Below are 24,234 nucleotides of genomic sequence, written 5' to 3'. Positions count from 1 at the left end.
ATGCCCGCTGCATCACAGATTAAGGTGATGGTCGTCGATGATCAGACCAGTATGCGGGCGATGATCCGTCGTGCGCTACAGGATCTCGGGTTCAAGGACGTGCGCGATAAGCCGAGTGCCACCGAGGCACTGCCGGCGATCAAGAGCGATCGTGTTCACCTGGTCATCTCCGACTACAACATGCCCGATATGGACGGGCTGCAGTTCCTGGAAGCGGTTCGCGCCGATCCGGTGATCGGCAAGACGGTGTTCATCATGCTCACCGGCTCTTCGGATCGCGAGGTTGTGCAGAAAGCGGCCGCGCTGGGCGTCAACAACTATGTCGTGAAGCCTTTCGCGCCAGCGGCGCTGAAGGAGAAGATCGAACGCGTTTTCGGTGAGCTGACCTGATGCGTAGAGTTTCCATCGTCCAGGGCGAAAACGCAGTCATCGGCGAGCCCCATGTCATCATCTCGACTCTGCTGGGAAGCTGCGTGGCCGCGTGCCTGTACGACCCGGTGGCAAAGGTGGGCGGCATGAACCATTTCCTGCTGGGAGAACCCGGCGCGGATCATAAGGTCTCGGGTTCGGATATGGCGCGCTATGGCGTCCACGCGATGGAGCTCTTGATCAACGGGATGATGGCCAAGGGCGCAACGCGCACGCGGCTTCAGGCCCATCTTTATGGTGGCGCCAACATCATCTCCGGTCTGGGCGGCATTGGTGCCTCCAATGCTGCCTTCGCCCGCCGGTTCATGGAAACCGAAGGCATTTCGATTGCGCATTGCGATCTCGGCGGCACGCTCGCCCGCAAGGTCGAGTTCCTGCCGCACGAGGGCAAGAGCCGCTGCACCAAGGTGGCGGAGCGCGTCCAAGAACGTCCCGTTGCGCCCCCGCCCATGCCCGCACCCGGCGGAGAATTGGAGCTTTTCTGATGTCGTGCCTGCCCATGTCGGAACCCTCGAACACGCACCCCCTGCCCGGCTACGATCCGTTCGCCGGCGTGCTGCACAGCGTGATGGCGGGCGAGATCCGCGAAATCCGGGAGAAGCTGGAACTGCTGGCCGAAGTGCTCGTGTGCGACGAGCATTTCGCCAACAACTATCTGGAACAGCTCCAAGCCTTCGATTACCTCATCCAGCACGCCGATGAGTGCGTGAACCTGCTTGATCGCATCGCAGGCGGCGAGGATTCGCTCTCGGCGATCAGCCATGTGCGGCTCGGCGCTGTGCAGGATCGCCTGCGTACCGCGTTGAAGGGCCAGTAACATGGCCCGAGGGGGGGACGCGCGGCCGATCATCGTCAAGAAGGTCAAGAAGATCGCGGGCGGCCATCATGGCGGCGCGTGGAAGGTGGCCTATGCCGATTTCGTGACGGCGATGATGGCGTTCTTCATGCTGCTGTGGCTCATCTCCAATCCCGACAAGGATCGGCTGAAGGGCCTGGCCAAGTATTTCTCCCCGACGATCGCGGACAACGCACCGGCAACACCGGTCAGCAACACCGCGCCCGGTGCGGGCGGCCCGACCCGCCGTTCCGAGGCGGATCCCACCCCTGCCAAAGGCCAGCCGACCTTCCAGGCTGCCACCGCAGGCACGGCGCGCGGCGGCACTGCGGACGTGCCGGCAACGATGCGCGTCATGGCCTCCGAACTGATGGTTGCGCTCGAAGCCTCGCCGGATGCTCAGGGCAAGAAGAATATCGACATCCAGCAGGATCGCTTCGGCCTGCGGATCACGCTGATGGATACCGACCAGCAATCGATGTTCAAGCCGGGCACGGCGGATCTCAACCCCTATGCCCGCCAATTGCTGGCCAAGGTGGCAGGCAAGATCGCCAATATCGGCGCCCAGATCGCCATCGAAGGGCATACCGATGGCGCGGGCGGGCAGAGCGATGCCAATTGGCTGCTCTCCGGCCAGCGGGCTCTTGCCGCGCGCTCGGCGCTGGTTGCGAACGGCGTGACGGCAGATCGCTTCGCGGAGGTGATCGCGATGGGCGCTACCCAGCCGGTCTATCCGGATCAGCCGGCGCGCGCCGAAAACCGCCGCATCAGCATCGTGCTGCGAGGCCAGACCTCCGCACTCCCCAGCGATTCCAGCTTCAAGTTCTGAGGGCGCGGTGAAGAAAATCCTGTTCCTGCTGGTCGTCCTGATCGCCGGCCTCGGCATCGGCGGCGGCGCGGCCTATGCGATGGTGCAGATGCTAGGCATCGGCGCAGCGGCGGCTCATGCCGAAGTCAAGGAAGAGAAGGCGGAGGAGCCGACCCGGTTCGTCCCTACCGGACGGGTGCTGGCACCCCTCGTCTTCGCCGACGGCCGGCTTGCCGGCTATGCCGCTTTCGAAGTGCAGCTGGAGGTGGACGAGGCGAAGGCCGATTACGTCACTACGCGCCTTCCGCTCCTGCTCCACGCGATCAACATGCGCACCTATCGCACGCCGCTTGCGGCCGGGCCGGACGGCATGTTGCCGAACCTGGACAGCTTCCGCACCGTTGTCGATGCCGCCGCCACCGAGGCGTTCGGCGCGAAGGCGATCCGCAAGGTTGCCGTCACCGCCGCCACCCCGGCCTGATCGCCGGGACGCGTCGCTTCAGATTCCGTCCGGAACGGGTTGGAAGCCGCGCGTTGCCAACCCTTCGGCAAGCGCCGCGATACAGGCGTCGAGTACCGCCGCATCGGTTGCCCGCACCACGAAATTGGCACCCACCTTGCCCTCGCGAAAAAACGGGTAGCTGCCGATAGCGACGCCCGGATGTGCCTGCTCGGTATCGGCCAGCAGATCGGCGATCTCGCTTTCGGCCACCCAACAGCCGATCGTGCGCGACAGGACCGGGCGGCCGCCTTCCAGCGTGCCGGTCAGCGCGTCCAGCATCCCCGCGGCGATGTGCGGCACGCCCGCAAGGATAAACAGATTGCCGACGCGCAGTCCCGGTGCGCCGGACATCCGGTTCGGGATCAGTGCCGCGCCCTGCGGCGCCCGCGCCATGCGCATCCGCGCCTCGGTCAGCCCGCCGCGGCTGGCATAATAGCCCTCGAGCATCGCGCGGGCTTCCGCATGGATCTCCACCGGCACGCCCAGTGCCGCGGCGATCGCATCGACGGTGATGTCGTCATGGGTCGGCCCGATGCCGCCGGTGGTGAAGCAGTAATCATTGCGCAGACGCAGCGCGTTTACCGCCTCGACGATCGCCGCCTGCACATCGGGCACCACCCGCACCTCGGCGAGGCGGATGCCCTGCACATTGAGCCAGCTGGCGAGTTGCGCGACGTTTCGGTCCTGCGTCCGGCCCGAAAGGATTTCGTCGCCGATCACCACCAGGGCCGCTGTCCAGATCCGCTCTTGCATGTGCACTGCGCTACGCCCTCGCAAAGCGGCGTGCAAATGCCTATATTGCCATGATGACCGAATATGTGACCGTCACAGCGGACATGCCGCTGGCTCGCAGCCATGCGATCAAGCTCCATGGCCCCGAAGGGTTCGAAGGGATGCGCCGCGCCGGCCGTCTCGCGGCGGAGATTCTGGATGCGCTGGTGCCGCATGTCGTGCCGGGCGTCACGACGCAGGAGCTGGACGACATCGTCCGCAAGATGGCGATCGATGGCGGCGGCGTGCCCGCGACCTTGGGCTATCGCGGCTATACGCATAGCTGCTGCATCTCGATCAACCATGTCGTCTGCCACGGTATCCCGAGCGACCGCGCGCTGAAGGATGGCGATATCGTCAATATCGACGTGACGCCGCTCGTCGATGGTTGGCACGGCGACACCAGTCGCATGTTCCTCGTGGGCGACGTGCCGATCAAGGCGCGCCGGCTCGTTGACGTCACCTATGAATGCCTGATGCTCGGCATTGAACAGGCGAAGCCCGGCAATCACCTCGGCGACATCAGCCACGCTATCCAGCGCCATGCCGAAAAGCACCGCTATGGCGTGGTGCGCGATTTCTGCGGGCACGGCGTGGGGCGCATGTTCCATGACGCGCCGGAAGTGGTGCATGTCGGCCGGCCGGGCACCGGGCCGGAACTGAAGCCCGGCATGTTCTTCACCATTGAACCGATGATCAACACCGGCCGGCCGGACGTGAAGCTGCTCGACGATGGCTGGACGGCGGTGACGCGCGATCGATCGCTTTCGGCGCAGTTCGAACACTCGATCGGCATCACCGAAACCGGCTGCGAAATCTTTACTCTCAGCCCCAAGGGCCTGCACCAGCCGCCCTATTGAACACGCCACGAGCCTAAACTTCCTAAACTTAGCGGAGGCGGCGAGAGGGCGACCGCAACAATCTTGCGCTCTCCCGCAACTTCCGCTACCCGGCGGCCAGCATCAAGAGTCGGGCCGACGCCCGGCACCAACCTGCCCCGTGCAAGGTGGTGCCTCTGTCCATGGATGGAGGGATGTGGCCGAACCGGCAACACGGTGTTCAAGCCACGCTTTCGTCGGTCTGCCTCTCTGGTGATGGAACCAGTAACAAGGCAGGTAGCGCGTGAAGACGACCGACGTTCAGCAATTCGCCAGCGACAACTATGCCGGGATCTGCCCGGAAGCCTGGGCGGCAATGGAAGCCGCCAATCGCGGTCACGCCCCGGCCTATGGCGACGACAGCTGGACGCAGGCCGCCGCCGACGCCTTCCGCACGCTGTTCGAAACCGATTGCGAAGTGTTCTTCGCCTTCAACGGCACGGCGGCCAATTCTCTAGCCCTGGCAGCGCTCTGCCAGTCGTACCATAGCGTGATCTGCTCAGCCGCCGCCCATGTCGAGACCGACGAGTGCGGCGCACCGGAATTTTTCTCCAATGGCTCGAAGCTGCTGGTGGCGCAGAGCCAGGACGGCAAGCTGACGCCGGAAGCGGTGCGGGCCGTTGCCACCAGCCGCTCCGACATCCATTTCCCCAAGCCGCGCGTCGTGACGATCACCCAGCCCACCGAAACCGGGCAGGTCTACACGGTCGAGGAAGTGCGGGCGCTCTCCGGCGTCTGCCGCGAACTCGGGCTGAAGCTGCACATGGATGGCGCGCGCTTCGCCCATGCATGTGCCACCCTGGGCTGCGATCCGGCCGAGATCACCTGGCGGGCGGGCGTCGACGTGCTCTGCTTCGGCGGCACCAAGAACGGCATGGCGGTGGGCGAAGCCGTGCTCTTCTTCGATCGCACGCTGGCGCAGGATTTCGATTACCGTTGCAAGCAGGCGGGCCAGCTCGCCTCGAAAATGCGGTTCCTCGCCGCGCCGTGGGTTGGAATGCTGGAAAACGGCGCCTGGCTGCGCAATGCCGCCCACGCCAATGGCTGCGCCCAGCGACTGGCCGAACAGATCCAGGGTCTGTCCGGCATCGAGCTGATGTTCCCGGTGGAGGCGAACGGCGTGTTCGTGCGAGCGCCAGAGCCGGCGCTGGAGGCGCTGCGGGCGCGCGGCTGGCGCTTTTACACATTCATCGGCGGCGGCGCCCGCTTCATGTTCGCCTGGGACGCCGATCCGGCGCGGGTGGATCAGCTGGCAGACGACATCCGCGCGGTGAGCGGCACGACAGCCATGGCGGCCTGATGGAAAAGCCTCCCCCGGGATCCCGGGGGAGGGGAAACGCCGGTCAGCCGACGAACGCGCGCTCGATCACGAAATCGCCCGGCGCGTTGTTCGAGCCTTCCTTGAAGCCCTTGCCTTCGAGCAGCGCCGCAAAGTCGCGGATCATGTCCATCGATCCGCACAGCATCACGCGGTCGGTCTCCGGGTGCAGCACCGGGTCGCCGGGCACGCCCTCGAACAGCTTGCCGTTCTCCAGCAGCTCGCCGATGCGGCCACTGGTGTGGAACGGCTCGCGGGTCACCGTCGGCACATAATGGAACTGCGCGGCCGCCTGCTCGCCGATCAGCGGATCGTCGGCCAACTTTGCGGACAGTTCGTCGTGATAGGCAAGGTCGCTCACCCGGCGGACGCTGTGCACCGCCACCACCTGCTCGAACCGTTCATAGATTTCCGGATCACGTGCGACACTGAGGAATGGCGCGAGCCCGGTCCCCGTCGAGAGCAGGAACAGCCGGCGACCCGGCAGCAGTGCGTCGGCGACCAGCGTGCCGGTCGACTTCTTGCCGAGATAGATATCGTCACCCGGCACGATCTTCTGCAGCTTCGAGGTCAGCGGGCCGTCCTGCACCTTGATCGACAGAAATTCGAGCTCCTCCGCCCAAGACGGGCTGGCGACCGAATAGGCGCGCATCAGCGGCTTGTCGCCTTCGCCTTGCAGGCCAATCATCACGAACTCGCCCGAGCGGAAGCGGAAGCTGGCAGGCCGCTCGATCGCGAAGCTGAACAGATGCTCGTTCCAGTGGCGGACCCAGAGCACCTTGGCGGTGGCGAAAGCGGGATGTTCGGGCAGCAGCGCCGGCGCGCGCGTATCGACGGTCATGGTGGGAAGGATCCTCGTTCGAACTCTCTGAGCGACCGGGCGTCCCGCCAAGCGGCGCCGCGATCAGAAAACATGAAGGCGGCCCTCTGCCACCAGAAGCGCCCCGCGTCCAGAAAGGAGGACTTCAAGGCGCTAAACCCTGGCGGGCCGCACGCCTGTCGCAAAGCTGTCATCAAATGCTAAGACCGCGTTTACCAGCAGCTGCGTAGGTGGCGCGCGATGTCCACCCTGCCCGCGCATCCCCGCCGCCTTCTGGATTGGCTCACCCCCGCCGAGCGGAACCCGCCCTTCGTCGCGCTGGATGCGCCGCTCGCGCCTGCCATACGCCGCTTTCAGGATGAGCCCGACCTGCGCCTGCTGCCGGTGCTGGACGCCCTTCACAAGCCGATCGGCGCGATCTTCGAGAAGGACGTCCGCCGCCTGCTGCTCAACCCGTTCGGCCATGCGCTGCTGCGCAATCCCGCCTATGGGCGGCGGATCGAAACCTTGATCCGGCCCTGCCCCACGGCCGATCTGCACGTGCCGGCCCGCGCCGTGCTCGATAGCTATGCCGCCGAGAACGGCCAGGAAGGTATGATCCTGACCAGCAATGGCCGGCTGTTCGCGGTGATCAGCAATCGCAGGCTGATCCGGCTCGCGGCCGAGGAGCAGTTGCAGGACGCTGAGCGCCAGATGGCGCGGGCGCGGCGCATTGAAACGGCAAGCGAGCGGATTGAGGCCGAAGTCGCCGCGTTGGCGGAGCAGTTGCGCAGTCTCGCCGGCACGCTGCGAAACGGTGCCACCGCAACCGCCGAACGCGCGGCGATCAACAGCGCCGCCGCCACGGCGCTTGCGGCAGAGGTCGCCCAGCGGCGCGACAATCTTGCGGCGATCGGGCGGGAGACGGATGCGCTGGCTGCCACGCTCGACGCCATCGGCCGCGACACCGCGACGGCACGTGCCGCGACGGTGGAGGCCGTGCAGCGCGTGGACGACAGCCGCACCCGCATCGCTGAGCTGGGCAGCTTTGCCGAGACGATCGGCACCGTCACCGCCGTGATCCGCGGCATCGCGTCTCAAGTGAACCTGCTCGCATTGAATGCCGCCATCGAAGCGGCGCGTGCCGGCCCGGCCGGAGCCGGCTTCACCGTGGTGGCGAACGAAGTGAAGCTGCTCGCAGGCCAAGCGGGGCGAGCAGCGCAAAGCGTGAGTGGGCAGGTCGAGGCAATCCGCGCCGCCGTGGAACGGGTAAGCGCAAATCAGGAGCGGGTGGAAGCCGCCATTGCGGCCATTGCCGGCATGACCCACAATGTCGAACATGCGGTACGCGAGCAGCATCTCGCGACCCACAGAATCGCGCTAAACGTCGGCGACAGTGTGGAAAGCACCCATTCAGTGCAGAACGATATTGAGCAGGTGGGGGCCTCCGCTAGCGCCGCCGCCGACAACGCTGCCCACATCGCCGATCTGTCGATCGACTTGCTGGTTGGCGCGGAGCAGCTCTCCGCGGGCGTCGATCGTTTCGTGTCCGAGCTACATGCCAGCTGAACAAGCAGCAACTGCTCAATTCTTAGGCACGATTCCACCTCCGTAACCGTTCGGCGCGTGCGATGCTCTAGCTACTCCCGTTCTGGCACGTGGGTTGCTAAACACCCAGGAATCACACCTACTGCGGCTCGACACCCGCTGGCCTGGGGGAAGAAGTGAAGAAGATCGAAGCCATCATCAAACCGTTCAAGCTCGACGAAGTGAAGGAAGCGCTGCACGAAGTGGGCGTTTCCGGCATCACCGTTACCGAGGCGAAGGGCTTCGGGCGGCAGAAGGGCCATACCGAGCTGTACCGCGGTGCCGAGTATGTCGTTGATTTCCTGCCCAAGGTGAAACTGGAAGTGGTGGTGGAAGACGGCCTGGCCGAGCGCGTGGTCGAAGCCATCGCCGCTGCCGCGCAGACTGGGCGCATCGGGGACGGTAAGATTTTCGTCATCCCGGTGGAGACTGCGCTTCGGATCCGCACGGGCGAACGCAACGAAAACGCCGTTTGACGACGCGCAACGCCACGTCGATTGTGCGCGCGCGAAAAGAAATTTAATTGCCCGATTCGTTGGGCACACGAAAGAGAGCGAAAGGGCTTAGAACGATGGCGAATTCGGCCAGTGACATTCTGAAGATGGTGAAGGATCAGGAGATCGAGTGGATCGACCTGCGCTTCACCGACCCCAAGGGCAAGTGGCAGCACCTGACTATGGTCGCGTCAGTCCTCGGCGAGGACGAGCTGACCGATGGCCTGATGTTCGACGGCTCGTCGATCGAAGGCTGGAAGGCGATCAACGAGTCCGACATGATCCTGAAGCCGGATCTGGACGCCGTCTGGGTCGATCCGTTCTCGGCCACCCCGATGCTGATCCTGGTGTGCGATATCGTCGAGCCCTCGACCGGCGAGCTCTATGCCCGCGATCCGCGCTCGACCGCGAAGCGCGCCGAGGCGTATCTGAAGACTACCGGCATCGGCGACACCATCTATGTCGGCCCGGAAGCCGAGTTCTTCATGTTCGACGACGTCCGGTTCGAGAACAGCTACTCGACCAGCTACTACAAGATCGACGACATCGAACTGCCGGGAAATACGGGCCGCGAGTATGAAGCCGGCAATCTCGGCCACCGTCCGCGCGCCAAGGGCGGCTATTTCCCCGTCGCGCCGGTCGACAGCGCCGTCGACATCCGCGGCGAGATGGTTTCGACCATGCTCGAAATGGGCCTGCCGTGCGACAAGCACCACCACGAAGTCGCGGCAGCGCAGCACGAACTGGGCCTGACCTTCGGCACGCTCGTGACCACCGCCGATCGCATGCAGATCTACAAGTATGTCGTGCACCAGGTAGCGCAAGCCTATGGCAAGACCGCGACCTTCATGCCGAAGCCGATCAAGGAAGATAACGGCTCGGGCATGCACACCCACATGTCGATCTGGGAAAAGGGCCAGCCCCTGTTCGCCGGCAACGGCTATGCAGGCCTGTCCGAGACCTGCCTTTACTTCATCGGCGGCGTGATCAAGCACGCCAAGGCGCTCAACGCCTTCACCAACCCGTCGACCAACAGCTACAAGCGCCTGGTCCCGGGCTATGAGGCGCCGGTGCTGCTCGCCTATTCGAGCCGCAACCGCTCGGCCTCGTGCCGCATCCCGTACGGCACGGGCAGCAAGGCGAAGCGCGTCGAGTTCCGCTTCCCGGACGCGCTGGCTAACCCGTATCTCTGCTACTCGGCGCTGCTGATGGCCGGCCTGGACGGCATCCAGAACAAGATCCACCCGGGCGACCCGATGGACAAGAACCTGTACGATCTGCCGCCGGCCGAGCTGGCCGAAGTGCCGACCGTGTGCGGTTCGCTCCGCGAGGCGCTGGACAGCCTGGAAGCCGATTTCGACTTCCTGCTGAAGGGCGACGTGTTCTCGAAGGACCAGATCGAGGCCTATATCGAGATCAAGCGCGCCGACGTGGCCCGTTGGGAAATGACCCCGAGCCCGGTCGAGTACGACATGTACTATTCGAGCTGATCCTCGCCGGATCGGTTTCAAGGAAGGGGCGTCCGGAGCGATCCGGGCGCCTTTTTCTATGCCACCGGCCAGCCTCGAAAACTATGCGCGAGGGTCATGCAACCGGGTACGGACCCGCACCCCGATAAGCATAGACGGCTGCGGGCTTCGGTGCTCCCGTTTCCGCCACCTGGTAGCGCGCCAAGAAAGTGAGCCGATCGCGCGGCAGCGGCGATCGGCCGGGATCGCCGACCAACACTTCAATGCCGGAAGCGACGCATCCGTCGAGAAAGGGAACCACACGCGCGGCGACATCGGGCGCGTAGAACAGGTCGCCGGCCAGGATCACGTCGACCGCCGGCGACGGTGCGTTCATCACATCTCCGACAATGTCTTCAAGTATCACGCCGTTCAGCGTCGCGTTCAATGCGATCGCCGCGCGGCCATGCGCGTCGACCTCGGACGCTGCGACGCCGGCAGCACCCATGCGCGCGGCGACGATCGCCACCAGCCCGGATCCCGCGCCCAGATCGAGCACCCGGCGGCCCGCGACAAGCGCCGGGCAGGCCTGCAGATGCTGGGCCAGCGCCAGCCCCCCGGCCCACCAGAATGCCCAATAGGGAGGCGGCCCCTCCGCCGCCCACCGGCCGACGCCGCTGGACGGCCCGGCCTTATGCAAATGCACATCGACGATCCCCGGCACTGGCGTAACCGGCAGGTGCGCACGGATGAAGCTTTGCGCATGGCTCACAACGCGCGCCCCAGCCAGGCCACACGTCCGATCACCTCATACGCCCCCATGGCGACAAAGCGCGGCGGATAGGCTGGGTTGTCGCTGACCATGTCGATCCCGCCCACCGCCGAACGCACCCGCTTCACGACCAGCGCCTCCTCCACCCGCAGCACGAAAATGCCGCGCGAATCGATGCGCCGCTTGTCGCGATCGACCAGGATTTCATCGCCGTCGCCCAGTGTCGGCAGCATGGAATCACCGGTAACCCGGATCATGGACGCCGCCTCCGGCCGCACGCCGAGCTGTCGCAGCAACAAGGGTGGGAAGGGAAAGGGCTGGCGCGCCGCCTCCTCGCCCGCAAAGGCGCCGGCACCGGCCGCAGCGCGCACGTCCAGGCGCGGTACCGGGACTAAAATCGCCGGCGATGGACCGCCGAGCGCCGCCTCATCGACACCAAGATAGGCGGCGAGCCGCGCTCGGTCGCGCTCGCTCAGCTCGCGCGGAGAACCGCGATGCAGATATTGATGGAGATAGGCCGCATTGCGCCCGAGCACACGCGAAAGTTCGGACAGGCTGAGCCCCCGTTCGGCAATCAGCCCCGCCAGAGCGACACGTTGAAAATCTCCATTCATAGCCTCTTTCCTACACATAGGATTTTTCCTAGGCAAGGTTCGCGATGAGAACAAATAGGGATCATCACGAGTCGAACGTGGAGGAGGACTGGATGTCAGTGCATCAGGAAGTTGAAACATTCCTGCAGAGTACACGAATGTCAGCGGCCCGCTTCGGCCGCTTGGCGGCGGGCGATCCGCGACTGGTGTACGATATGCGGCTCGGCCGGAGGCCAGGCGCGGACCTTTCGGCGCGGCTGCGCGCCTTCATCGCCGCGCAGGCATGCGGCCGGGGAGCGGCACGATGAGCGGGCGGCGCGATCTGGGCACGCGAATGGAGCGTGTCCTGCAAAAGGCAGCGTACGCTGCCGGATGCCCGCTCACGATCCTAACTGCCAAATGGGTGCGATGGTCCAGTGCAAGCTTCGACGGCGCCCGACACCTGCTCACCATCGAGCTGGACGAGACGGCAGCATCCGCCGCGTGGCTCGATGCGCTACCGGAAGCGGATCTGCCCATCCCGGGTCATCTCGTCGCTGATCTGGTGATCGCTAGCCGCTCGACGAGCGGCGGCAGGATCACCGCCGCGGTGGAAGTGCTGACGGTGGAGGCTTGCTGATCCGGATGCTCAGCCCTGGCGGACCAGCGTACGCAAGGTGGCAAGCCCATCATCCAGCCTGCGATCAGTGCGGGTGCGATGATGCTGGTTACGCGGCGGCGTCGCCACCTCACGCCGGATGACGCCGCGATTCAGGCGATCGAGAAGCGCATGCGCCGCACTGTCCATCTCGCCGTCGATACTACCGGCGTTAGGCCTGCGGCGCGGTGCATCCACCGATGCCGCGTGCACCGCATGCAGGCCGGGAACGACCGGGGCGGCCCACCCTCCGGTGGAAGGCGCGGTGATTGCCCTGGGCGTAGCCGCACTGCCGTCGGAATCGCTCTGCGGCGCACCAGCAGCGCGGCGGCGAACCAGCAGGGTGGCGACCCCCCCCGAACATGAGCCGAAAAGCCCTGCGGCGACGACGAGACCAAGTCGACCGAAATTGCCGGCTTGGGCCACACCGCCCGCCGACCAGACCTGCAACTTGGCGGATAATAGTTCGCCGGTGGCCGTCGCCGATACAGCGGCGGCTGCGATAACGGAGACACCGCCAAGCGTAACGGCGGCTATGGGTACGAGCGACAGCTTCATGCATTCACCCGATACGTGTGCGACCACGTGTTGTTCATGCCATCTTTATGGCAAGGTTTTCATACAGAATGTTGTAGCGCGCAACATTTACAATGGCGTTACGCCGCCCTTGCGTGTGCGTTTTCCTATATTTGTTGGCTAACAAGTTCAAAAGACGCAGGAAAAAATTTTTTCCTGCGTCGCCTGCCTATGTTGCCGAGTGTTACTGCGCAGCCTCGCTCCCACCATCGCCGGCACGAAGCCGGCGACGGCGAGTGGATATCTTCAGGCAGGCGCGGTCACGTCTTCCAGAGCAGCGATCACCGCCTGGTTGAAGGCAGGGATATCATCCGGCTTGCGGCTAGTGATCAGATTGCCGTCCTGCACCACCGCCTCATCGACGACATCGGCGCCGGCATTGGCAAGATCGGTGCGGATCGAAGGCCAGCCCGTCAACCGGCGGCCTGCGACCACGTCGGCTTCGGCCAGCAGCCAGGGCGCGTGGCAGATCGCCGCAACGACGCGGTTCGAGTCCATGAACGTCCGCACGATTTCGACGGCGCGGGTGTTCATCCGCAGCTTGTCCGGATTGCCGACGCCGCCGGGCAGCAGCAGCGCATCGAACTGTTCCAGATCCACCTGCTCCACCGTGGCGTCCGGGGTTATGCTCTTGCCCTTCTCGCCGGCCTTTTCGCCGGTGATGGGCGCCATCTTCAGCGAAGCGAGCGTTACCTGTGCGCCGGCATCAAGCAGCGCCTGGCGCGGGTCAAACAATTCTGATTCCTCGAAACCATCGGTGGCGATCATCAGTACGCGGGCATTCTTCAACTGCGCCATGGGGGCATCCTCTCTCGATCACTGGATGATCGGGCAACCCCCGCGCCCTTAGGCAGGTTCCGGAACGAATTGTTGCTGCGGCGCATTTTGCGCCCACGGAACAAGGAACTGCAATGGACAGCGCCGACATCGTCTATGTCGATGATCATGAACCGGGCATCACACGGCGCAAGATGCGACATGGCTGGGGATATTTCGACGCGAACGGCGACCGCATCACCGACCGCGACGTAATTGAACGGCTGAACGCGATCGGGCTGCCGCCGGCCTATGTCGACGCCTGGTTCTGCCCCGACCCCAACGGCCATATCCAGGCCACCGGCTATGACGCGAAGGGGCGCAAGCAGTATCGCTATCATACCGGCTTTCGCGAAGCTCAGGAGGCGGCAAAATATGATCGCTGCGGCAACTTCGGCGAACGGCTGCCGCGCCTTCGCCGCAAGGTGGAAGCAGACCTGCGCCTGCGCGGACTGTGCCGCGAAAAGGCAATTGCAGCCGTGGTGCGGCTGCTCGATCTGGGCACCATCCGCATCGGCAACGAAGCCTATGCCCAGGAAAACAAGAGCTTTGGCGCTACGACGCTGCGCAAGCGCCACGCGGTGGTGAAAGGCGGAGTGCTGAAGCTGCAGTTCCGCGCCAAATCGGGCAAGCTGCGGATCATGACCGTTTCGGATCGTTCGCTCAGCAGCTTCGTCAAGCGTTGCCAGGATCTGCCGGGCCAGCATCTGTTTCGCTGGGTCGACACGGAAGGTGGTGCGCATCCCGTCACGTCCAGCGATGTCAACGCCTATATCCGCGATGCCATGGGTGACAATTTCACCGCCAAGCATTTCCGCACTTGGGGGGCAAGCGTAATCGCCTTTAAAACGCTGGCCCAGTCGGATGCCTATATCGGCCTGAAAACGTTGCTCGAGCCGGTTACCGAAGCGCTGGGCAACACGCCGGCCATCGCCCGAAAGTCCTATGTCCACCCGCGCCTGATCGATCTGGCACGCGACAAGCAGGCGCAGGCGCTGTTCCGCGCCGGCTTGCGCTTGCCGCGTACGACGCAGTACCTCGATCGCTACGAACGTGGCCTGATCGCTTTTCTGGAAAGCGATCCCGCCGAACAGCCAGCCAAGGCAGCCTGATCCCGACGATGCTGAACGCCAACAAATCCTCCCCCGCCCATCTCGAACGCCAGATCACGAGTTTTGTCGGCGATACGCCGGAATGGCTCGCCGAACATTGGCTGAGCATCCTGATCGCCACCGGCATTGCCGCCGGCATCGTGCTCCTGCTCCATACGCTCAGATCCTGGGGGATGCGGCTGTGCCGCAACAGCGAGAGCGGCGGCACGAACTGGTACACGATCCTTGGCCGCACCGTCGCCCGCACCGGCAATTTCTTTATTCTGATGACGGCGATCCGGCTGGTGGTAAACTATGCGCAGACGCCGGCGCTGCTGGACAAGACCGTCACCTTCCTGTTCACCGTGGCTGCAGCCTTCCAGGCCGCGATCTGGGTCCGCGAAGTCATTTTCGGGCTGATCGAGCATCGCACCCATGGCGACAAGCCCAGCGAGAGCCTGGCCAGCGCTATCGGCATCATCCGACTGCTGATTTCCATCGCGTTGTTCGCCATCGCGCTAGTGATGGTGCTGAGCAATGTGGGCGTGAACGTCACCGGCCTAGTCGCCGGTCTCGGCGTCGGCGGCATCGCCATCGGTCTGGCCGCGCAGGGCATCTTCGGCGATCTGATCGCGGCGCTGTCGATCCTGTTCGATCGCCCGTTCCGGGTGGGCGACAATATCAAGTTCGATCAGACCAGCGGCACGGTGGAAGGCATCGGCCTCAAATCCACTCGCGTCCGCTCATTCGACGGCGAGATGCACATCATCTCGAACCGGCAGCTGCTCGACAAGGAACTGCAGAACCTCTCCGATCGCACACGCATCCGCCTGCCGTTCAAGCTCGGCGTCGCATATGAGACGCCGCCCGACGTGCTGGATCGGCTGCCCGAGATTCTCAAAGACATCGTCGAGGCGAATGGCGCAACCGCGGTCCGCAACGGCTTTTCGGGATTTGGTGCGAGTTCGCTCGACTATGAGCTGATCGCCGAAGTGCATTCGTCCGACTGGAACATCGCCCACCCGACGCGGGACCGGATCGCGACGGGCATTCTACGCAAATTCGCTGAGGAGGGGATTTCCATCCCCTACCCCACTCAGACCAGCTTTACCGCAGCGCCCGATGGCAAGCTGATCCTGCCCTATCCGGATGTGCAGCCGGTACTGCGCGTCGACAAGGATCCGGGAGAGCGATAACCGCTCCCTCGTTTCAAATCCCCCCTTCGTCCAGGCTGAGCAGCGTCGCATTACCGCCGGCGCTGGTGGTATCCACCGACACCGCCCGCTCCGCGCAGAAGCGGTGCAGATAGTGCGGCCCGCCCGCCTTGGGGCCGGTGCCCGACAGGCCCTCGCCGCCAAAGGGCTGCGAGCCCACCACCGCGCCGATCATCGAACGGTTGATGTAGAGATTGCCGACCCGCGCCTCCGCTTCCACCAGCTCGGCCGAGCGGGCGATGCGGCTGTGCAGGCCCATGGTCAGGCCGAAGCCCTTGGCGTTGACCCGCGCCACCGTCTCGGCAAGCGTGCCCGCCTTCCAGGTGGCGACGTGGAGGATCGGGCCGAACCATTCGCGGGTCAGGTCCTCGGGCCGGTCGATGCGGATCATCGTCGGCGGCACGAACAGGCCGGTAGCCGGCACCGGCACGGTCTTGATCCACTGGGCCTTGGCGCTGTCACGATAGGCCATCAGCTTGTCATAGGCCGCCTGGTCGATCACCGGGCCGATATCGGTACGCGGATCGGCGGGATCGCCGAGGATCAGCAACTCCATCGCGCCGCGCAGCATCTCGATCACGCCCTCGGCGATCTCTTCCTGCAGCAGCAGCAGGCGCAGCGCCGAGCAGCGCTGCCCGGCCGAGCGGAAGGCCGAGGTGAGCACATCGGCCACCACCTGTTCGGGCAGCGCGGTGGAATCGACGATCATCGCGTTGATGCCGCCGGTTTCGGCGATCAGCGGCACCAGCGGGCGGTCTTCGCCCTCCAGCAGCGCGGCGGCGATCTTCTTGGCGGTCGGCGTAGAGCCGGTGAAGGCCACGCCGGCGATGCGCGGATCTGAGGTGAGCGCGGCGCCCACTTCCGGCCCGCCGGTCACCAGCACCAGCGCATTCTCCGGCACGCCCGCCTGATGGGCCAGGCGCACCGCCGCACGGGCGATCTCCGGCGTCTGCGGGGCGGGCTTGGCGACGACGGCGTTGCCGGCGACCAGCGCCGCCGCGGTCTGGCCGAGGAAGATCGCCAGCGGGAAATTCCACGGCGCGATCGTCGCCCATACGCCGCGGCCTTCCATGCGCAGCTCGTTGCGCTCGCCCGTCGGCCCGGGCAGGGTGATCGGGGCAAGCCCGGTGCGCGCCTGGAGCGCGTAGTAACGGCAGAAATCGGCGGCCTCGCGGACCTCGCCGAGCGCATCGGGAATGGTCTTGAAGGCTTCCTTCACCGCTAGCGCCATCAGCTCGATGCGGTTTTCCTCGAGCAGGTCGGCGAGGCGCTCCAGCACCGCCGCACGGGTGGCGAGCGGCGTCGCGGACCATGCCGGGAAGGCGATCGAGGCGCGATCGATGGCCGCCCTTACATCGGGTGCCGCGTTGGGGGTGACACTGGGCAGCGGCTTGGCTGCAATCGCTGCTGCCGTCTCCGCCAGGACGGTCCGCTCGGCCAGATCGATCCCGCCGCTGTTCTTCCACGCCCCGAACAATTCCACCGGCAGCGGGATGCTCGGATGCCGCGTGCCGCCGACCGCAGCGATCTTATCCACCGGATCGGCGAGCAGTTCCTCCTCGCTCAGTTGCTCGTCGGCAAGCTGGTGAACGAAGCTGGAATTCGCGCCATTTTCGAGCAGGCGGCGGACGAGATAGGCGAGCAGGTCGCGATGCCCGCCCACCGGCGCGTAGATACGGCAGTGATAGCCCTGTTCGTTGACGAGGCGCTCGTACAGCCCCTCGCCCATGCCGTGCAGCCGCTGGAATTCGAAGTCACGGCTGTCACCGGCCCAGTCGAGGATCGTCGCAACGGTCAGCGCATTGTGGCTGGCAAAGGCCGGCACGATGTTCTTCGCCGCCAGCATGTCGCGCGCGCAGGCGAGGTACGACACGTCGGTCGCCGCCTTGCGCGTGAACAGCGGATAGTCGGGCAGGCCCTCCACCTGCGTGCGCTTGATCTCGCTGTCCCAATAGGCGCCCTTGACCAGCCGGACATGCATCGGTCGGCCGAGATCGTCGGCCCAGCCGATCACCGCGCGGGCGCGCTTGCCATAGGCCTGGACCGCCATGCCGAAGCCGCTCCAGCCCTTCAGCTCGGGCCGGCGCGCGACCGAACCGATGATGTCGAGGCTCATCTCCAGCCGCTCGCTCTCCTCGGCGTCGACGGTGAGCGGGATGCCCTGTGCCGCCGATTCCGAGGCGAGCTGGGCCAGCATGTCGGTCAGCTCGGGCACGCAGCGGTCGTACTGCGCGACTTCGTAGCGCGGGTGGAGGGCGGAGAGCTTGACCGAGATCGAATGGCCCGCCTTGGGATCGCGGCCGACCGCGCGGATCGCCTCGAAATAGGCCTGGAAATAGCGTTCGGCATCAGCCTTGGTGCGTGCCGCTTCGCCCAGCATGTCGAAGCTGGCGGTGAAGCCCTTGTTCTCGGGCTTCTTCATGCGCTTCATCGCCTCGTCGATGGTGCGGCCCATCACGAAGACTTCGCCCATCCGCTTCATCGCGGCACCCACCGCCTGGCGGACGAAGGGCTCGCCCGCGCGCGAGATCAACCGGCGAAGCGCCCCGGTCTTCTCGTCGCCGACCAGCGCGCGGCCGAGCATCAGGCCCCAGGTGGCGGAATTGACCAGCACTGAGTTCGATTTGCCCGAATGCGCCTTCCAGTCGGCATCGCCGATCTTGTCGGCGATCAGCAGGTCGGCGGTCTCGGGATCCGGCACGCGCAGGAACGCCTCGGCCAGGCTGAGCAGCGCGACGCCTTCGGACGAATTCAGCCGATATTCCTGGAGGAACTGGTTCACCCAGCCGCGGGTCTGCGCCGCGCGCAGGTCGGCCAGCAGCGCGAGGGCGTGATCCATCACCCGCTCGCGCGAATCAGGCGTGAGTCGCGCCCGTTCCAAAAGCGGTTTTAGAACATCCGGTTCGGCCGCACGGTGCAGCTTGGCCATCGTTTCACGGTGGTGTGACGGTACGGCAGTCGGCATTTTCCAGTTTCCGGTCGGCTAAAGCTTGCAGGGAGGCCGGTGGCCCCACTAGATATGGCGTGCCTATGAAAGATAATTACGCGAGAGGATAGTCTTGGCGGCGACCGTCACCCCGCACGCGATGGCCGAACGGATCGGCGCCGAGCATGTCTCGGACTGGGTGGAGGTCACCCAGGCGATGATCGACCAGTTCGCGGAAGCGACCGGCGACCACCAGTTCATCCATGTCGATCCGGTACGCGCGGGCGAAACGCCGTTCGGCGGCACGATCGCGCATGGTTTCCTGTCGCTCTCGCTGATGCCGATGCTCGCCGTCCGCACCGATGCGCCGGGGATCGAAGGCGCGCGGATGGGCGTGAACTATGGGGGGAACAAGGTGCGGTTCATCACCCCGGTGCGCTCGGGCAAGCGGGTGCGCGGGCGGTTCACGCTCAAGAAGTTCGTCGAGCGCCAGCCCGGCGTCTGGGAACAGGTGCAGGAATATCGGCTCGAGATCGAAGGCGAGGAGAAGCCGGCGGTGATCGCCGAGTGGATCGCGCTGATTTACGTCTAAATTCCCCTCCCGCTTGCGGGAGGGGTTAGGGGAGGGGCTGGTCTAGCCTCGAAACAACGGAACCGGAGGGGCCCAACCCCTCCCCCAGCCCCTCCTGCAAGCGGGAGGGGAGCGAAGAAGGAAGGACAGGAAATGCGCTCCGCAGTCATCGTTTCCACCGCCCGCACGGGCATCGGCCGGGCCTATCGCGGGGCGTTCAACGCCACGCCGGCGCCGACGCTGGGCGCGCACGCCATCCGCGCCGCGGTCGAGCGGGCGGGCATCGAGCCGGGCCAGGTCGACGACGTCGTGTTCGGCGCCGCGCTCCAGCAGGGCAGCCAGGCGCCCAACATCGCCCGCCTGGCATTGCTCCGCGCCGGGCTGCCGGTGGACGTGCCGGGCATGTCGATCGACCGGCAATGCGCCTCGGGCCTGATGGCGATCGCCACCGCGGCCAAGCAGATCGTCGTCGACAATATGGATATCACGCTGGGCGGCGGCGTGGAGTCGATCAGCCTCGTCCAGACCCCGCAGATGCGCGTCGAGCCCGACCGTGAGCTGATTGCGATGCACAACGACACCTATATGCCGATGCTCCAGACTGCCGAGGTGGTCGCCGCCCGCTACGGCATCGGCCGCGATGCGTGCGACGCCTATGCCTTCCAGTCGCAGCAGCGCACCGCCGCCGCGCAGGCCGCGGGCAAGTTCGACGACGAGATCGTGCCCGTCACCGCTACGATGAACCTGGTCAACAAGGAGACCAAGGAAGTCTCGCAGAAGGAAATCACGCTTTCCAAGGACGAGGGCAATCGCCCCGAGACGACGCTGGAGGGCCTGCAGGCGCTTCAGCCGGTGGTGCCGAACGGCACCGTCACCGCGGGCAATGCCAGCCAGCTGTCCGACGGTTCCTCGGCCGCGGTGCTGATGGAGGAGAAGCTTGCCGAGCAGCGCGGCCTCACCCCGCTGGGCCGCTATGTCGGCATGGCGGTGGCGGGCACCAAGCCCGACGAAATGGGCATTGGCCCGGTCTATGCGATCCCCAAGCTGCTCGAGCGCTTCAACCTTAAGATGGACGATATCGGCCTGTGGGAGCTGAACGAAGCGTTCGCGGTGCAGGTGCTCTACTGCCGCGACAAGCTGGGCATTCCTAACGAGCTGCTCAACGTCAACGGCGGCGCGATCTCGATCGGCCACCCCTATGGCATGTCGGGCGCGCGGATGACAGGCCATGCATTGATCGAAGGCAAGCGTCGCGGCGCGAAGTATGTCGTCGTCACCATGTGCATCGGCGGCGGCATGGGCGCAGCGGGTCTTTTCGAGACACTCTAAGGGCTTGACCGGAGGGTGCCCGCCACGGCACCCTCCCTTCCATGACGGCAGCAACCTACGCCGATGGCGTTTCGCTTCGCAGCGGACTCCGCGCATGCACACAGAGCTTCGTGCTCCGCGGCCGCGCAACGCGCAGCGAGCTTGCCAGCGCCCTGATCCTGATCGCCTTTGGCGAGGCCATGCTTCTCGTGCTGGTGCATTTCTTTCACCCGCCCACGGCCCTCGGATTACCCATCCTCTGGCGGCGCGTCGCCTTCGAGCAATCGCTGGCATTGCTGCTGCTCGTACCCTTGATAGGGCTGGGCGCGCGGCGCCTGCACGATGTGGGCTTGCCGGTGCTTCCCGGCGTCGTGCTGGCGCTGATCGTGCTGGCAGGCTGGCTCAATCGGCAGCAGGTGGCGATTGGGCTGCACGGGGGCCTACCCGTACTATCTTGGGCTGCACCGGTGGCATTGACGATCCTGGTGATCGCGCTTTTCTGGTCGCCGATGATTGGGACCAATCGCTTCGGTGCCGATCCGCGAGCCCGCTGAACCCGCAGAGCAACGACAAGCTATTGCTCTTTCAACATTGTTAGCGATACCCTGTCCCAAACGCCCGTTCGATAGGGCAGCAACAGGACGAGGAAGCAATGGGGGATGGCGTGGCGCTGGTGGCCGATATCGGCCGCCAATCGGTCCGGTTCGGCTTGACCGGAGGCGAGGAAGGCACTGATCCGCGCGAGCAGCAGCGCTTCTTCAACGCCGATCACCCTACGTTCACCAGCGCACTGATCACCTATCTCACCCGCGTCGGGCTGCGCGATGCACGCCTGCCGAGCGCATTGGCGGTGGCCGGCCCGGTGCGCGGCGATCTGATCAACCTTACCGGCAGCCGCTGGTATATCTCGTTGGCCGGGGTGGAAGCGGTGTTGCGCGAGCGCCCGATTGCGCTGAACGAATGCTCGGCAAATGCACTGGCGCTGACCCGGCTGCCGCAGGCGGCGTTCACGCCCCTGTCCGGTCCGCCGCCCAAGCCCCCGAGCCCGCAAGGCAATTATGCAGTGGTTGGGATCGGCACCGGGCTCGGCGTATCCGCCCTGATCGGTGCGGATGGGCGGCTGGTGCCCGTGCAGAGCGAAGCCGGCCACATCGCCTTTGCGCCGCAGACGGCGGAAGAGGAACGTTTCGCGGCCTTCTGCCGCAGTCGCGGCATGCTGGTGGAGGTGGAGACGCTACTCAGCGCCGGGGGTCTTCTCTTGGCATATGAGGCGCTGTCGGGCGGCAAAAGGCTGCGCGCGCCGGAAGACGTCACCCGCAATGTCGGGCGCGATCCGATCTGCACCGATGTCGTGCGGATGTTCGCCCAGCATCTCGGCGCCTTTGTGGGGGATCTCGCGTTGACGTTCGACGCGTGGGACGGCGTGTTCCTCACCGGCGCGATCGCTCGCGCGCTGCAGGTCGATCTGGCCGGTCCCTGTTTTCGCAAGCGCATGGAAGCGCGCATCGCCTTTCGCCGCCCGCTGTCGGAAGTCCCGGTGGCGCTGGTCAATCGCAACGACCTGGAGCTGATCGGCGCCGCCGCCGCCCTCCGGAACGCCTGAGCGGGCCTGCACGTTACCCGGCCAGATCCTAAGGAGACGATCATGGCCGACACCGTCGAACTGAAGAAGCATTTCTGGTCCAAGCTGGCGAGCAGCCCCTATATGATGGTGGGTCTGCAGGACGGACAGCACAGCGAACCGCTGACCGCACAACTGGACGAGGACCAGATCGACACGATCTTCTTCTTCATCGGCAAGGACAATCGCATGGCCAAGGGTGGCCCGGCGATGGCGCAGTTCGTCGCAAAGGGGCATGATTTCTTCGCGTGCCTGGCCGGCACCGCGCGGATCGACAACGACTTCGCGATGATCGACAAGCTGTGGGACAACCAGGTGGAAGCCTGGTTCCCCGGCGGCAAGCAGGATCCGAACCTCGCACTGCTGCGCCTAGACATCGAAGATGCCGAAATGTGGGAGACCGATATGTCGGTCACCGGCAAGCTGAAGATGCTGTTCGGCGGCAAGATCCGATCGGACGAAACCGGCAGCCACGCCAAGGTGGATACCACCGCAGAATCCTGATCCGCGATTGACCGGGCGGCGCCGCTGCGCGATCCAGGGCCATGGGCCCTTCCCTCGCGCACCGCGTCCGCACCGAAGCGCATGCCGTTTGGCTCGCGATCCGCGATCCGCGCACGCCCCTGGCTGCGCGGATCGTCGGCGTTTTAGTCGCGGCCTATGCGCTGTCGCCGATAGACCTGATCCCTGATTTCGTTCCCGTGCTCGGGCTGGTCGACGATGCGATTCTGATCCCGCTCGGCATCTGGCTATTCGAGAAGCTGATCCCGGCCGAGCAGTTCGCCGAGCATCGGATCGAGGCGGAAAAGGCAAGCGGGCGCCCCGTCAGCTGGGGCGGCATCGCCATTATTCTCGCGATTTGGGCGCTGCTCGCCTGGCTGGTGTGGAGCTGGCTCGTCACCCGCTACGATTGACGAGCCCGCCTAAGGGCTGCTGCTCAACCTGCGTGAGTCGCCATCCACTGCTCGACCACCGGCGCAATCCGGTTGCGCCACTTCGAACCGTTGAAAATGCCATAATGGCCCACGCCTTCGGCCAGGTGATACTGGCGATAGGCTTCCGGCAGGTTCTTCGCGCAGGTAAGCGCCGCCTTGGTCTGACCGATGCCGGAGATATCGTCGCGCTCGCCTTCGATTGCCAGCACGCCGATATCGGTGATCGCACCCGGATCGACCAGCCGGCCGCGATGCGTCATCGTTCCCTTAGGCAGAGCATGCGACTGGAACACGACGTCGATCGTCTGGAGGTAGAATTCGGCGGTCATGTCGCAGACCGAGCGATATTCCTCGTAGAACTTCATCGTCGCATCGGCGCTCTCGTCATCGCCCTGAACGAGGTGCTTGAACATTTCCCAATGCGAGATCAGGTGGTTGCCCAGGTTCATCGTCATGAAACCGGCGAGCTGCAGGAAACCCGGATACACTTTCCGCCCGGCGCCGGCATAGGTCATCGGGACGGTGGCGATCACGTTATGCTCGAACCAGGTGAACGGCCGCTCGGTCGCGAGCGTGTTGACGGCGGTGGGCGCCTCGCGCGTGTCGATCGGGCCGCCCATCATGGTCAGCGTGCGCGGACGGTTGGGATGCTTGTCGGCGCTCATCAGCGCCGCGGCCGCGTAGCAGGGCACGGAAGGCTGACAGACGGCGAGCATGTGCGGACGCGGATCGCCCTCCGCTCCGATATGCTCCAGGAACGCGATTAGATAGTCGATATAATCGTCGAGGTCGAACCGGCCCTCCGACGTCGGCACGAGTTTCGCGTCGCGCCAGTCGGTGATGTACACGTCCGCCACCGGCAGCATCCGCTCCACCGTGCCTCGCAGCAGCGTGGCATAGTGGCCGGACATCGGCGCGACGATCAGCAGCTTCGGGCCACCTTCCACGCCCTTGCGCACGAACCGCTTCAGCTGGCCGAACGGCTTGCGCAGCACCACTTCCTCCTGCACCTCCACCATTTGGCCGTCGATCACGGTCTGATCGAGCAGGAACCTGGGCTTGCCGCGCGGTGCCGAGGCATGCGCAAACACCTCCAGCGCAGAGGCGAGCACCGGTCCGCCCCCGAAATAGGCGAAGGGATTGGCAGGATTGTTGAGCAGGCCTGCGCCGAAATTGGCCAAAGCGCTCGCTCCGGCGAGCATGGAACGCTGAATCTCGTAGGCGTCGTACAGCATAGATTTCCTTCCCCGTGCCCCGATCCCTGCAGCGGGGGTTTGTTATGATCCATATAGACGGCGGCGTTGT

The 24,234-nt window shown here is 65.2% G+C and carries 28 protein-coding genes and 1 riboswitch; of the genes, 20 read left to right on the top strand and 8 right to left on the bottom strand.

From position 1 onward, the window contains the following. From B215_RS0101440 to B215_RS0101420, 5 genes are read left to right on the top strand one after another with little or no spacing between them, the layout of a single operon-like run. A complete protein-coding gene (locus B215_RS0101440; protein WP_026008828.1) occupies positions 1 to 390 on the top strand; it encodes a response regulator in 390 nt (129 codons plus the stop codon). After that, the gene (locus B215_RS0101435; protein WP_019367842.1) at positions 390 to 914 is read left to right on the top strand and encodes a chemotaxis protein CheD; all 525 of its coding nucleotides are present in this window, start codon (positions 390 to 392) and stop codon (positions 912 to 914) included. Before B215_RS0101440 ends, B215_RS0101435 begins: the two co-directional genes overlap by 1 nt. Further along, positions 914 to 1,246, top strand: coding sequence for a hypothetical protein (locus tag B215_RS0101430; protein WP_019367841.1), 333 nt, complete (start codon positions 914 to 916; stop codon positions 1,244 to 1,246). The genes B215_RS0101435 and B215_RS0101430 overlap by 1 nt, the downstream gene beginning before the upstream one ends. Position 1,247: 1 nt before the next feature. Beyond that, complete coding sequence (locus B215_RS0101425) at positions 1,248 to 2,093, top strand: flagellar motor protein MotB (RefSeq protein ID WP_019367840.1); 846 nt, start codon at positions 1,248 to 1,250, stop codon at positions 2,091 to 2,093. A gap of 7 nt (positions 2,094 to 2,100) precedes the next feature. Continuing rightward, positions 2,101 to 2,553: a hypothetical protein gene (locus B215_RS0101420; protein WP_019367839.1), complete on the top strand. Its 453-nt coding sequence runs from the start codon at positions 2,101 to 2,103 to the stop codon at positions 2,551 to 2,553. Between the two features lie 18 nt (positions 2,554 to 2,571). Here the strand turns inward: B215_RS0101420 and B215_RS0101415 are convergent, their stop codons facing one another. Beyond that, on the bottom strand, positions 2,572 to 3,327 hold the full coding sequence (locus B215_RS0101415) for a competence/damage-inducible protein A (RefSeq protein ID WP_019367838.1): 756 nt from the start codon (positions 3,325 to 3,327) through the stop codon (positions 2,572 to 2,574). A 53-nt stretch (positions 3,328 to 3,380) separates the two neighbouring features. Here B215_RS0101415 and map point away from each other — a divergent pair, with 53 nt between their 5' ends. Then, positions 3,381 to 4,205 carry a type I methionyl aminopeptidase gene (gene map / locus B215_RS0101410; RefSeq protein ID WP_026008827.1) on the top strand — a complete coding sequence of 275 codons (825 nt, stop codon included), beginning with the start codon at positions 3,381 to 3,383 and terminating at the stop codon, positions 4,203 to 4,205. Between the two features lie 94 nt (positions 4,206 to 4,299). Next, positions 4,300 to 4,410, top strand: a riboswitch (SAM-I-IV-variant riboswitch). A 57-nt stretch (positions 4,411 to 4,467) separates the two neighbouring features. After that, on the top strand, positions 4,468 to 5,523 hold the full coding sequence (locus B215_RS0101405) for a threonine aldolase family protein (RefSeq protein ID WP_019367836.1): 1,056 nt from the start codon (positions 4,468 to 4,470) through the stop codon (positions 5,521 to 5,523). A 43-nt stretch (positions 5,524 to 5,566) separates the two neighbouring features. Here the strand turns inward: B215_RS0101405 and B215_RS0101400 are convergent, their stop codons facing one another. After that, positions 5,567 to 6,382 (bottom strand): ferredoxin--NADP reductase, encoded by an 816-nt coding sequence (locus B215_RS0101400; protein WP_019367835.1) that lies wholly within the window; start codon positions 6,380 to 6,382, stop codon positions 5,567 to 5,569. A gap of 219 nt (positions 6,383 to 6,601) precedes the next feature. Between B215_RS0101400 and B215_RS0101395 the strand changes: the two genes are divergently transcribed. The 3 genes from B215_RS0101395 (at position 6,602) to glnA (ending at position 9,911) form a co-directional block, all read left to right on the top strand. After that, positions 6,602 to 7,909: a methyl-accepting chemotaxis protein gene (locus B215_RS0101395; protein ID WP_019367834.1), complete on the top strand. Its 1,308-nt coding sequence runs from the start codon at positions 6,602 to 6,604 to the stop codon at positions 7,907 to 7,909. A 155-nt stretch (positions 7,910 to 8,064) separates the two neighbouring features. Beyond that, positions 8,065 to 8,403, top strand: coding sequence for a P-II family nitrogen regulator (locus B215_RS0101390; protein ID WP_019367833.1), 339 nt, complete (start codon positions 8,065 to 8,067; stop codon positions 8,401 to 8,403). 95 nt (positions 8,404 to 8,498) lie between these two features. After that, positions 8,499 to 9,911, top strand: a complete 1,413-nt coding sequence (glnA, locus tag B215_RS0101385; protein ID WP_019367832.1) for a type I glutamate--ammonia ligase — start codon at positions 8,499 to 8,501, stop codon at positions 9,909 to 9,911. A gap of 94 nt (positions 9,912 to 10,005) precedes the next feature. On the opposite strand, the gene B215_RS19420 is transcribed toward glnA, so the two are convergent. Then, entirely contained in the window at positions 10,006 to 10,641 is a 636-nt protein-coding gene (locus B215_RS19420) for a class I SAM-dependent methyltransferase (RefSeq protein ID WP_019367831.1), read from the bottom strand. After that, entirely contained in the window at positions 10,638 to 11,255 is a 618-nt protein-coding gene (locus B215_RS0101375; RefSeq protein ID WP_019367830.1) for a S24 family peptidase, read from the bottom strand. Before B215_RS0101375 ends, B215_RS19420 begins: the two co-directional genes overlap by 4 nt. Positions 11,256 to 11,392: 137 nt before the next feature. On the opposite strand from B215_RS0101375, the gene B215_RS20765 reads away from it, so the two are divergent. Then, positions 11,393 to 11,542 carry a hypothetical protein gene (locus tag B215_RS20765; protein ID WP_237718449.1) on the top strand — a complete coding sequence of 50 codons (150 nt, stop codon included), beginning with the start codon at positions 11,393 to 11,395 and terminating at the stop codon, positions 11,540 to 11,542. Next, positions 11,539 to 11,853: a hypothetical protein gene (locus B215_RS0101370; RefSeq protein ID WP_037512746.1), complete on the top strand. Its 315-nt coding sequence runs from the start codon at positions 11,539 to 11,541 to the stop codon at positions 11,851 to 11,853. Before B215_RS20765 ends, B215_RS0101370 begins: the two co-directional genes overlap by 4 nt. Before the next feature lie 9 nt (positions 11,854 to 11,862). On the opposite strand, the gene B215_RS0101365 is transcribed toward B215_RS0101370, so the two are convergent. Together B215_RS0101365 and B215_RS0101360 are read right to left on the bottom strand one after the other, a co-directional pair. Beyond that, entirely contained in the window at positions 11,863 to 12,429 is a 567-nt protein-coding gene (locus B215_RS0101365; protein WP_019367827.1) for a hypothetical protein, read from the bottom strand. Between the two features lie 264 nt (positions 12,430 to 12,693). Then, positions 12,694 to 13,245 (bottom strand): DJ-1/PfpI/YhbO family deglycase/protease, encoded by a 552-nt coding sequence (locus tag B215_RS0101360; RefSeq protein ID WP_019367826.1) that lies wholly within the window; start codon positions 13,243 to 13,245, stop codon positions 12,694 to 12,696. Positions 13,246 to 13,358: 113 nt separating this feature from the next. Here B215_RS0101360 and B215_RS0101355 point away from each other — a divergent pair, with 113 nt between their 5' ends. Both B215_RS0101355 and B215_RS0101350 read left to right on the top strand, forming a co-directional pair. Next, entirely contained in the window at positions 13,359 to 14,375 is a 1,017-nt protein-coding gene (locus tag B215_RS0101355; RefSeq protein ID WP_019367825.1) for a DNA topoisomerase IB, read from the top strand. A gap of 8 nt (positions 14,376 to 14,383) precedes the next feature. Beyond that, on the top strand, positions 14,384 to 15,550 hold the full coding sequence (locus B215_RS0101350) for a mechanosensitive ion channel family protein (protein WP_019367824.1): 1,167 nt from the start codon (positions 14,384 to 14,386) through the stop codon (positions 15,548 to 15,550). Positions 15,551 to 15,563: 13 nt separating this feature from the next. On the opposite strand, the gene B215_RS0101345 is transcribed toward B215_RS0101350, so the two are convergent. Further along, positions 15,564 to 18,497, bottom strand: a complete 2,934-nt coding sequence (locus B215_RS0101345; RefSeq protein WP_019367823.1) for an L-glutamate gamma-semialdehyde dehydrogenase — start codon at positions 18,495 to 18,497, stop codon at positions 15,564 to 15,566. A 130-nt stretch (positions 18,498 to 18,627) separates the two neighbouring features. Between B215_RS0101345 and B215_RS0101340 the strand changes: the two genes are divergently transcribed. The 6 genes from B215_RS0101340 to B215_RS0101315 all read left to right on the top strand — a co-directional run bounded on the left by B215_RS0101340 (position 18,628) and on the right by B215_RS0101315 (position 22,908). Continuing rightward, a complete protein-coding gene (locus tag B215_RS0101340) occupies positions 18,628 to 19,086 on the top strand; it encodes a MaoC family dehydratase (RefSeq protein WP_019367822.1) in 459 nt (152 codons plus the stop codon). Between the two features lie 132 nt (positions 19,087 to 19,218). Beyond that, positions 19,219 to 20,394, top strand: a complete 1,176-nt coding sequence (locus B215_RS0101335) for an acetyl-CoA C-acyltransferase (protein ID WP_019367821.1) — start codon at positions 19,219 to 19,221, stop codon at positions 20,392 to 20,394. 41 nt (positions 20,395 to 20,435) lie between these two features. Continuing rightward, on the top strand, positions 20,436 to 20,927 hold the full coding sequence (locus B215_RS0101330; protein WP_019367820.1) for a DUF805 domain-containing protein: 492 nt from the start codon (positions 20,436 to 20,438) through the stop codon (positions 20,925 to 20,927). A 98-nt stretch (positions 20,928 to 21,025) separates the two neighbouring features. Beyond that, positions 21,026 to 21,976, top strand: coding sequence for a glucokinase (locus B215_RS0101325; protein ID WP_019367819.1), 951 nt, complete (start codon positions 21,026 to 21,028; stop codon positions 21,974 to 21,976). Positions 21,977 to 22,018: 42 nt separating this feature from the next. Further along, positions 22,019 to 22,498, top strand: coding sequence for a pyridoxamine 5'-phosphate oxidase family protein (locus B215_RS0101320; protein ID WP_019367818.1), 480 nt, complete (start codon positions 22,019 to 22,021; stop codon positions 22,496 to 22,498). Between the two features lie 41 nt (positions 22,499 to 22,539). After that, the gene (locus B215_RS0101315) at positions 22,540 to 22,908 is read left to right on the top strand and encodes a YkvA family protein (RefSeq protein ID WP_019367817.1); all 369 of its coding nucleotides are present in this window, start codon (positions 22,540 to 22,542) and stop codon (positions 22,906 to 22,908) included. A gap of 23 nt (positions 22,909 to 22,931) precedes the next feature. On the opposite strand, the gene B215_RS0101310 is transcribed toward B215_RS0101315, so the two are convergent. After that, on the bottom strand, positions 22,932 to 24,164 hold the full coding sequence (locus tag B215_RS0101310; RefSeq protein ID WP_019367816.1) for a polyhydroxyalkanoate depolymerase: 1,233 nt from the start codon (positions 24,162 to 24,164) through the stop codon (positions 22,932 to 22,934). Positions 24,165 to 24,234 lie beyond the last annotated feature (70 nt).

Source organism: Sphingomonas sp. ATCC 31555 (genome assembly GCF_000282895.1).
Classification (GTDB): domain Bacteria; phylum Pseudomonadota; class Alphaproteobacteria; order Sphingomonadales; family Sphingomonadaceae; genus Sphingomonas.
The sequence above is the reverse complement of the archived record's forward strand: the minus strand, read 5'-3'. Positions and strand labels throughout refer to the sequence as shown.

Excerpts from the sequence above, each read along its gene's own strand:
- B215_RS0101440 (WP_026008828.1), top strand. The coding sequence starts at position 1 with ATGCCCGCTGCATCACAGATTAAGGTGATGGTCGTCGATGATCAGACC.
- B215_RS0101435 (WP_019367842.1), top strand. The coding sequence starts at position 390 with ATGCGTAGAGTTTCCATCGTCCAGGGCGAAAACGCAGTCATCGGCGAG.
- B215_RS0101430 (WP_019367841.1), top strand. The coding sequence starts at position 914 with ATGTCGTGCCTGCCCATGTCGGAACCCTCGAACACGCACCCCCTGCCC.
- B215_RS0101425 (WP_019367840.1), top strand. The coding sequence starts at position 1,248 with ATGGCCCGAGGGGGGGACGCGCGGCCGATCATCGTCAAGAAGGTCAAG.
- B215_RS0101415 (WP_019367838.1), bottom strand. The coding sequence starts at position 3,327 with ATGCAAGAGCGGATCTGGACAGCGGCCCTGGTGGTGATCGGCGACGAA.
- map (WP_026008827.1), top strand. The coding sequence starts at position 3,381 with ATGACCGAATATGTGACCGTCACAGCGGACATGCCGCTGGCTCGCAGC.
- B215_RS0101400 (WP_019367835.1), bottom strand. The coding sequence starts at position 6,382 with ATGACCGTCGATACGCGCGCGCCGGCGCTGCTGCCCGAACATCCCGCT.
- B215_RS0101395 (WP_019367834.1), top strand. The coding sequence starts at position 6,602 with ATGTCCACCCTGCCCGCGCATCCCCGCCGCCTTCTGGATTGGCTCACC.
- glnA (WP_019367832.1), top strand. The coding sequence starts at position 8,499 with ATGGCGAATTCGGCCAGTGACATTCTGAAGATGGTGAAGGATCAGGAG.
- B215_RS0101375 (WP_019367830.1), bottom strand. The coding sequence starts at position 11,255 with ATGAATGGAGATTTTCAACGTGTCGCTCTGGCGGGGCTGATTGCCGAA.
- B215_RS20765 (WP_237718449.1), top strand. The coding sequence starts at position 11,393 with ATGTCAGCGGCCCGCTTCGGCCGCTTGGCGGCGGGCGATCCGCGACTG.
- B215_RS0101370 (WP_037512746.1), top strand. The coding sequence starts at position 11,539 with ATGAGCGGGCGGCGCGATCTGGGCACGCGAATGGAGCGTGTCCTGCAA.
- B215_RS0101365 (WP_019367827.1), bottom strand. The coding sequence starts at position 12,429 with ATGAAGCTGTCGCTCGTACCCATAGCCGCCGTTACGCTTGGCGGTGTC.
- B215_RS0101360 (WP_019367826.1), bottom strand. The coding sequence starts at position 13,245 with ATGGCGCAGTTGAAGAATGCCCGCGTACTGATGATCGCCACCGATGGT.
- B215_RS0101355 (WP_019367825.1), top strand. The coding sequence starts at position 13,359 with ATGGACAGCGCCGACATCGTCTATGTCGATGATCATGAACCGGGCATC.
- B215_RS0101350 (WP_019367824.1), top strand. The coding sequence starts at position 14,384 with ATGCTGAACGCCAACAAATCCTCCCCCGCCCATCTCGAACGCCAGATC.
- B215_RS0101345 (WP_019367823.1), bottom strand. The coding sequence starts at position 18,497 with ATGGCCAAGCTGCACCGTGCGGCCGAACCGGATGTTCTAAAACCGCTT.
- B215_RS0101335 (WP_019367821.1), top strand. The coding sequence starts at position 19,219 with ATGCGCTCCGCAGTCATCGTTTCCACCGCCCGCACGGGCATCGGCCGG.
- B215_RS0101330 (WP_019367820.1), top strand. The coding sequence starts at position 20,436 with ATGACGGCAGCAACCTACGCCGATGGCGTTTCGCTTCGCAGCGGACTC.
- B215_RS0101325 (WP_019367819.1), top strand. The coding sequence starts at position 21,026 with ATGGGGGATGGCGTGGCGCTGGTGGCCGATATCGGCCGCCAATCGGTC.
- B215_RS0101320 (WP_019367818.1), top strand. The coding sequence starts at position 22,019 with ATGGCCGACACCGTCGAACTGAAGAAGCATTTCTGGTCCAAGCTGGCG.
- B215_RS0101315 (WP_019367817.1), top strand. The coding sequence starts at position 22,540 with ATGGGCCCTTCCCTCGCGCACCGCGTCCGCACCGAAGCGCATGCCGTT.
- B215_RS0101310 (WP_019367816.1), bottom strand. The coding sequence starts at position 24,164 with ATGCTGTACGACGCCTACGAGATTCAGCGTTCCATGCTCGCCGGAGCG.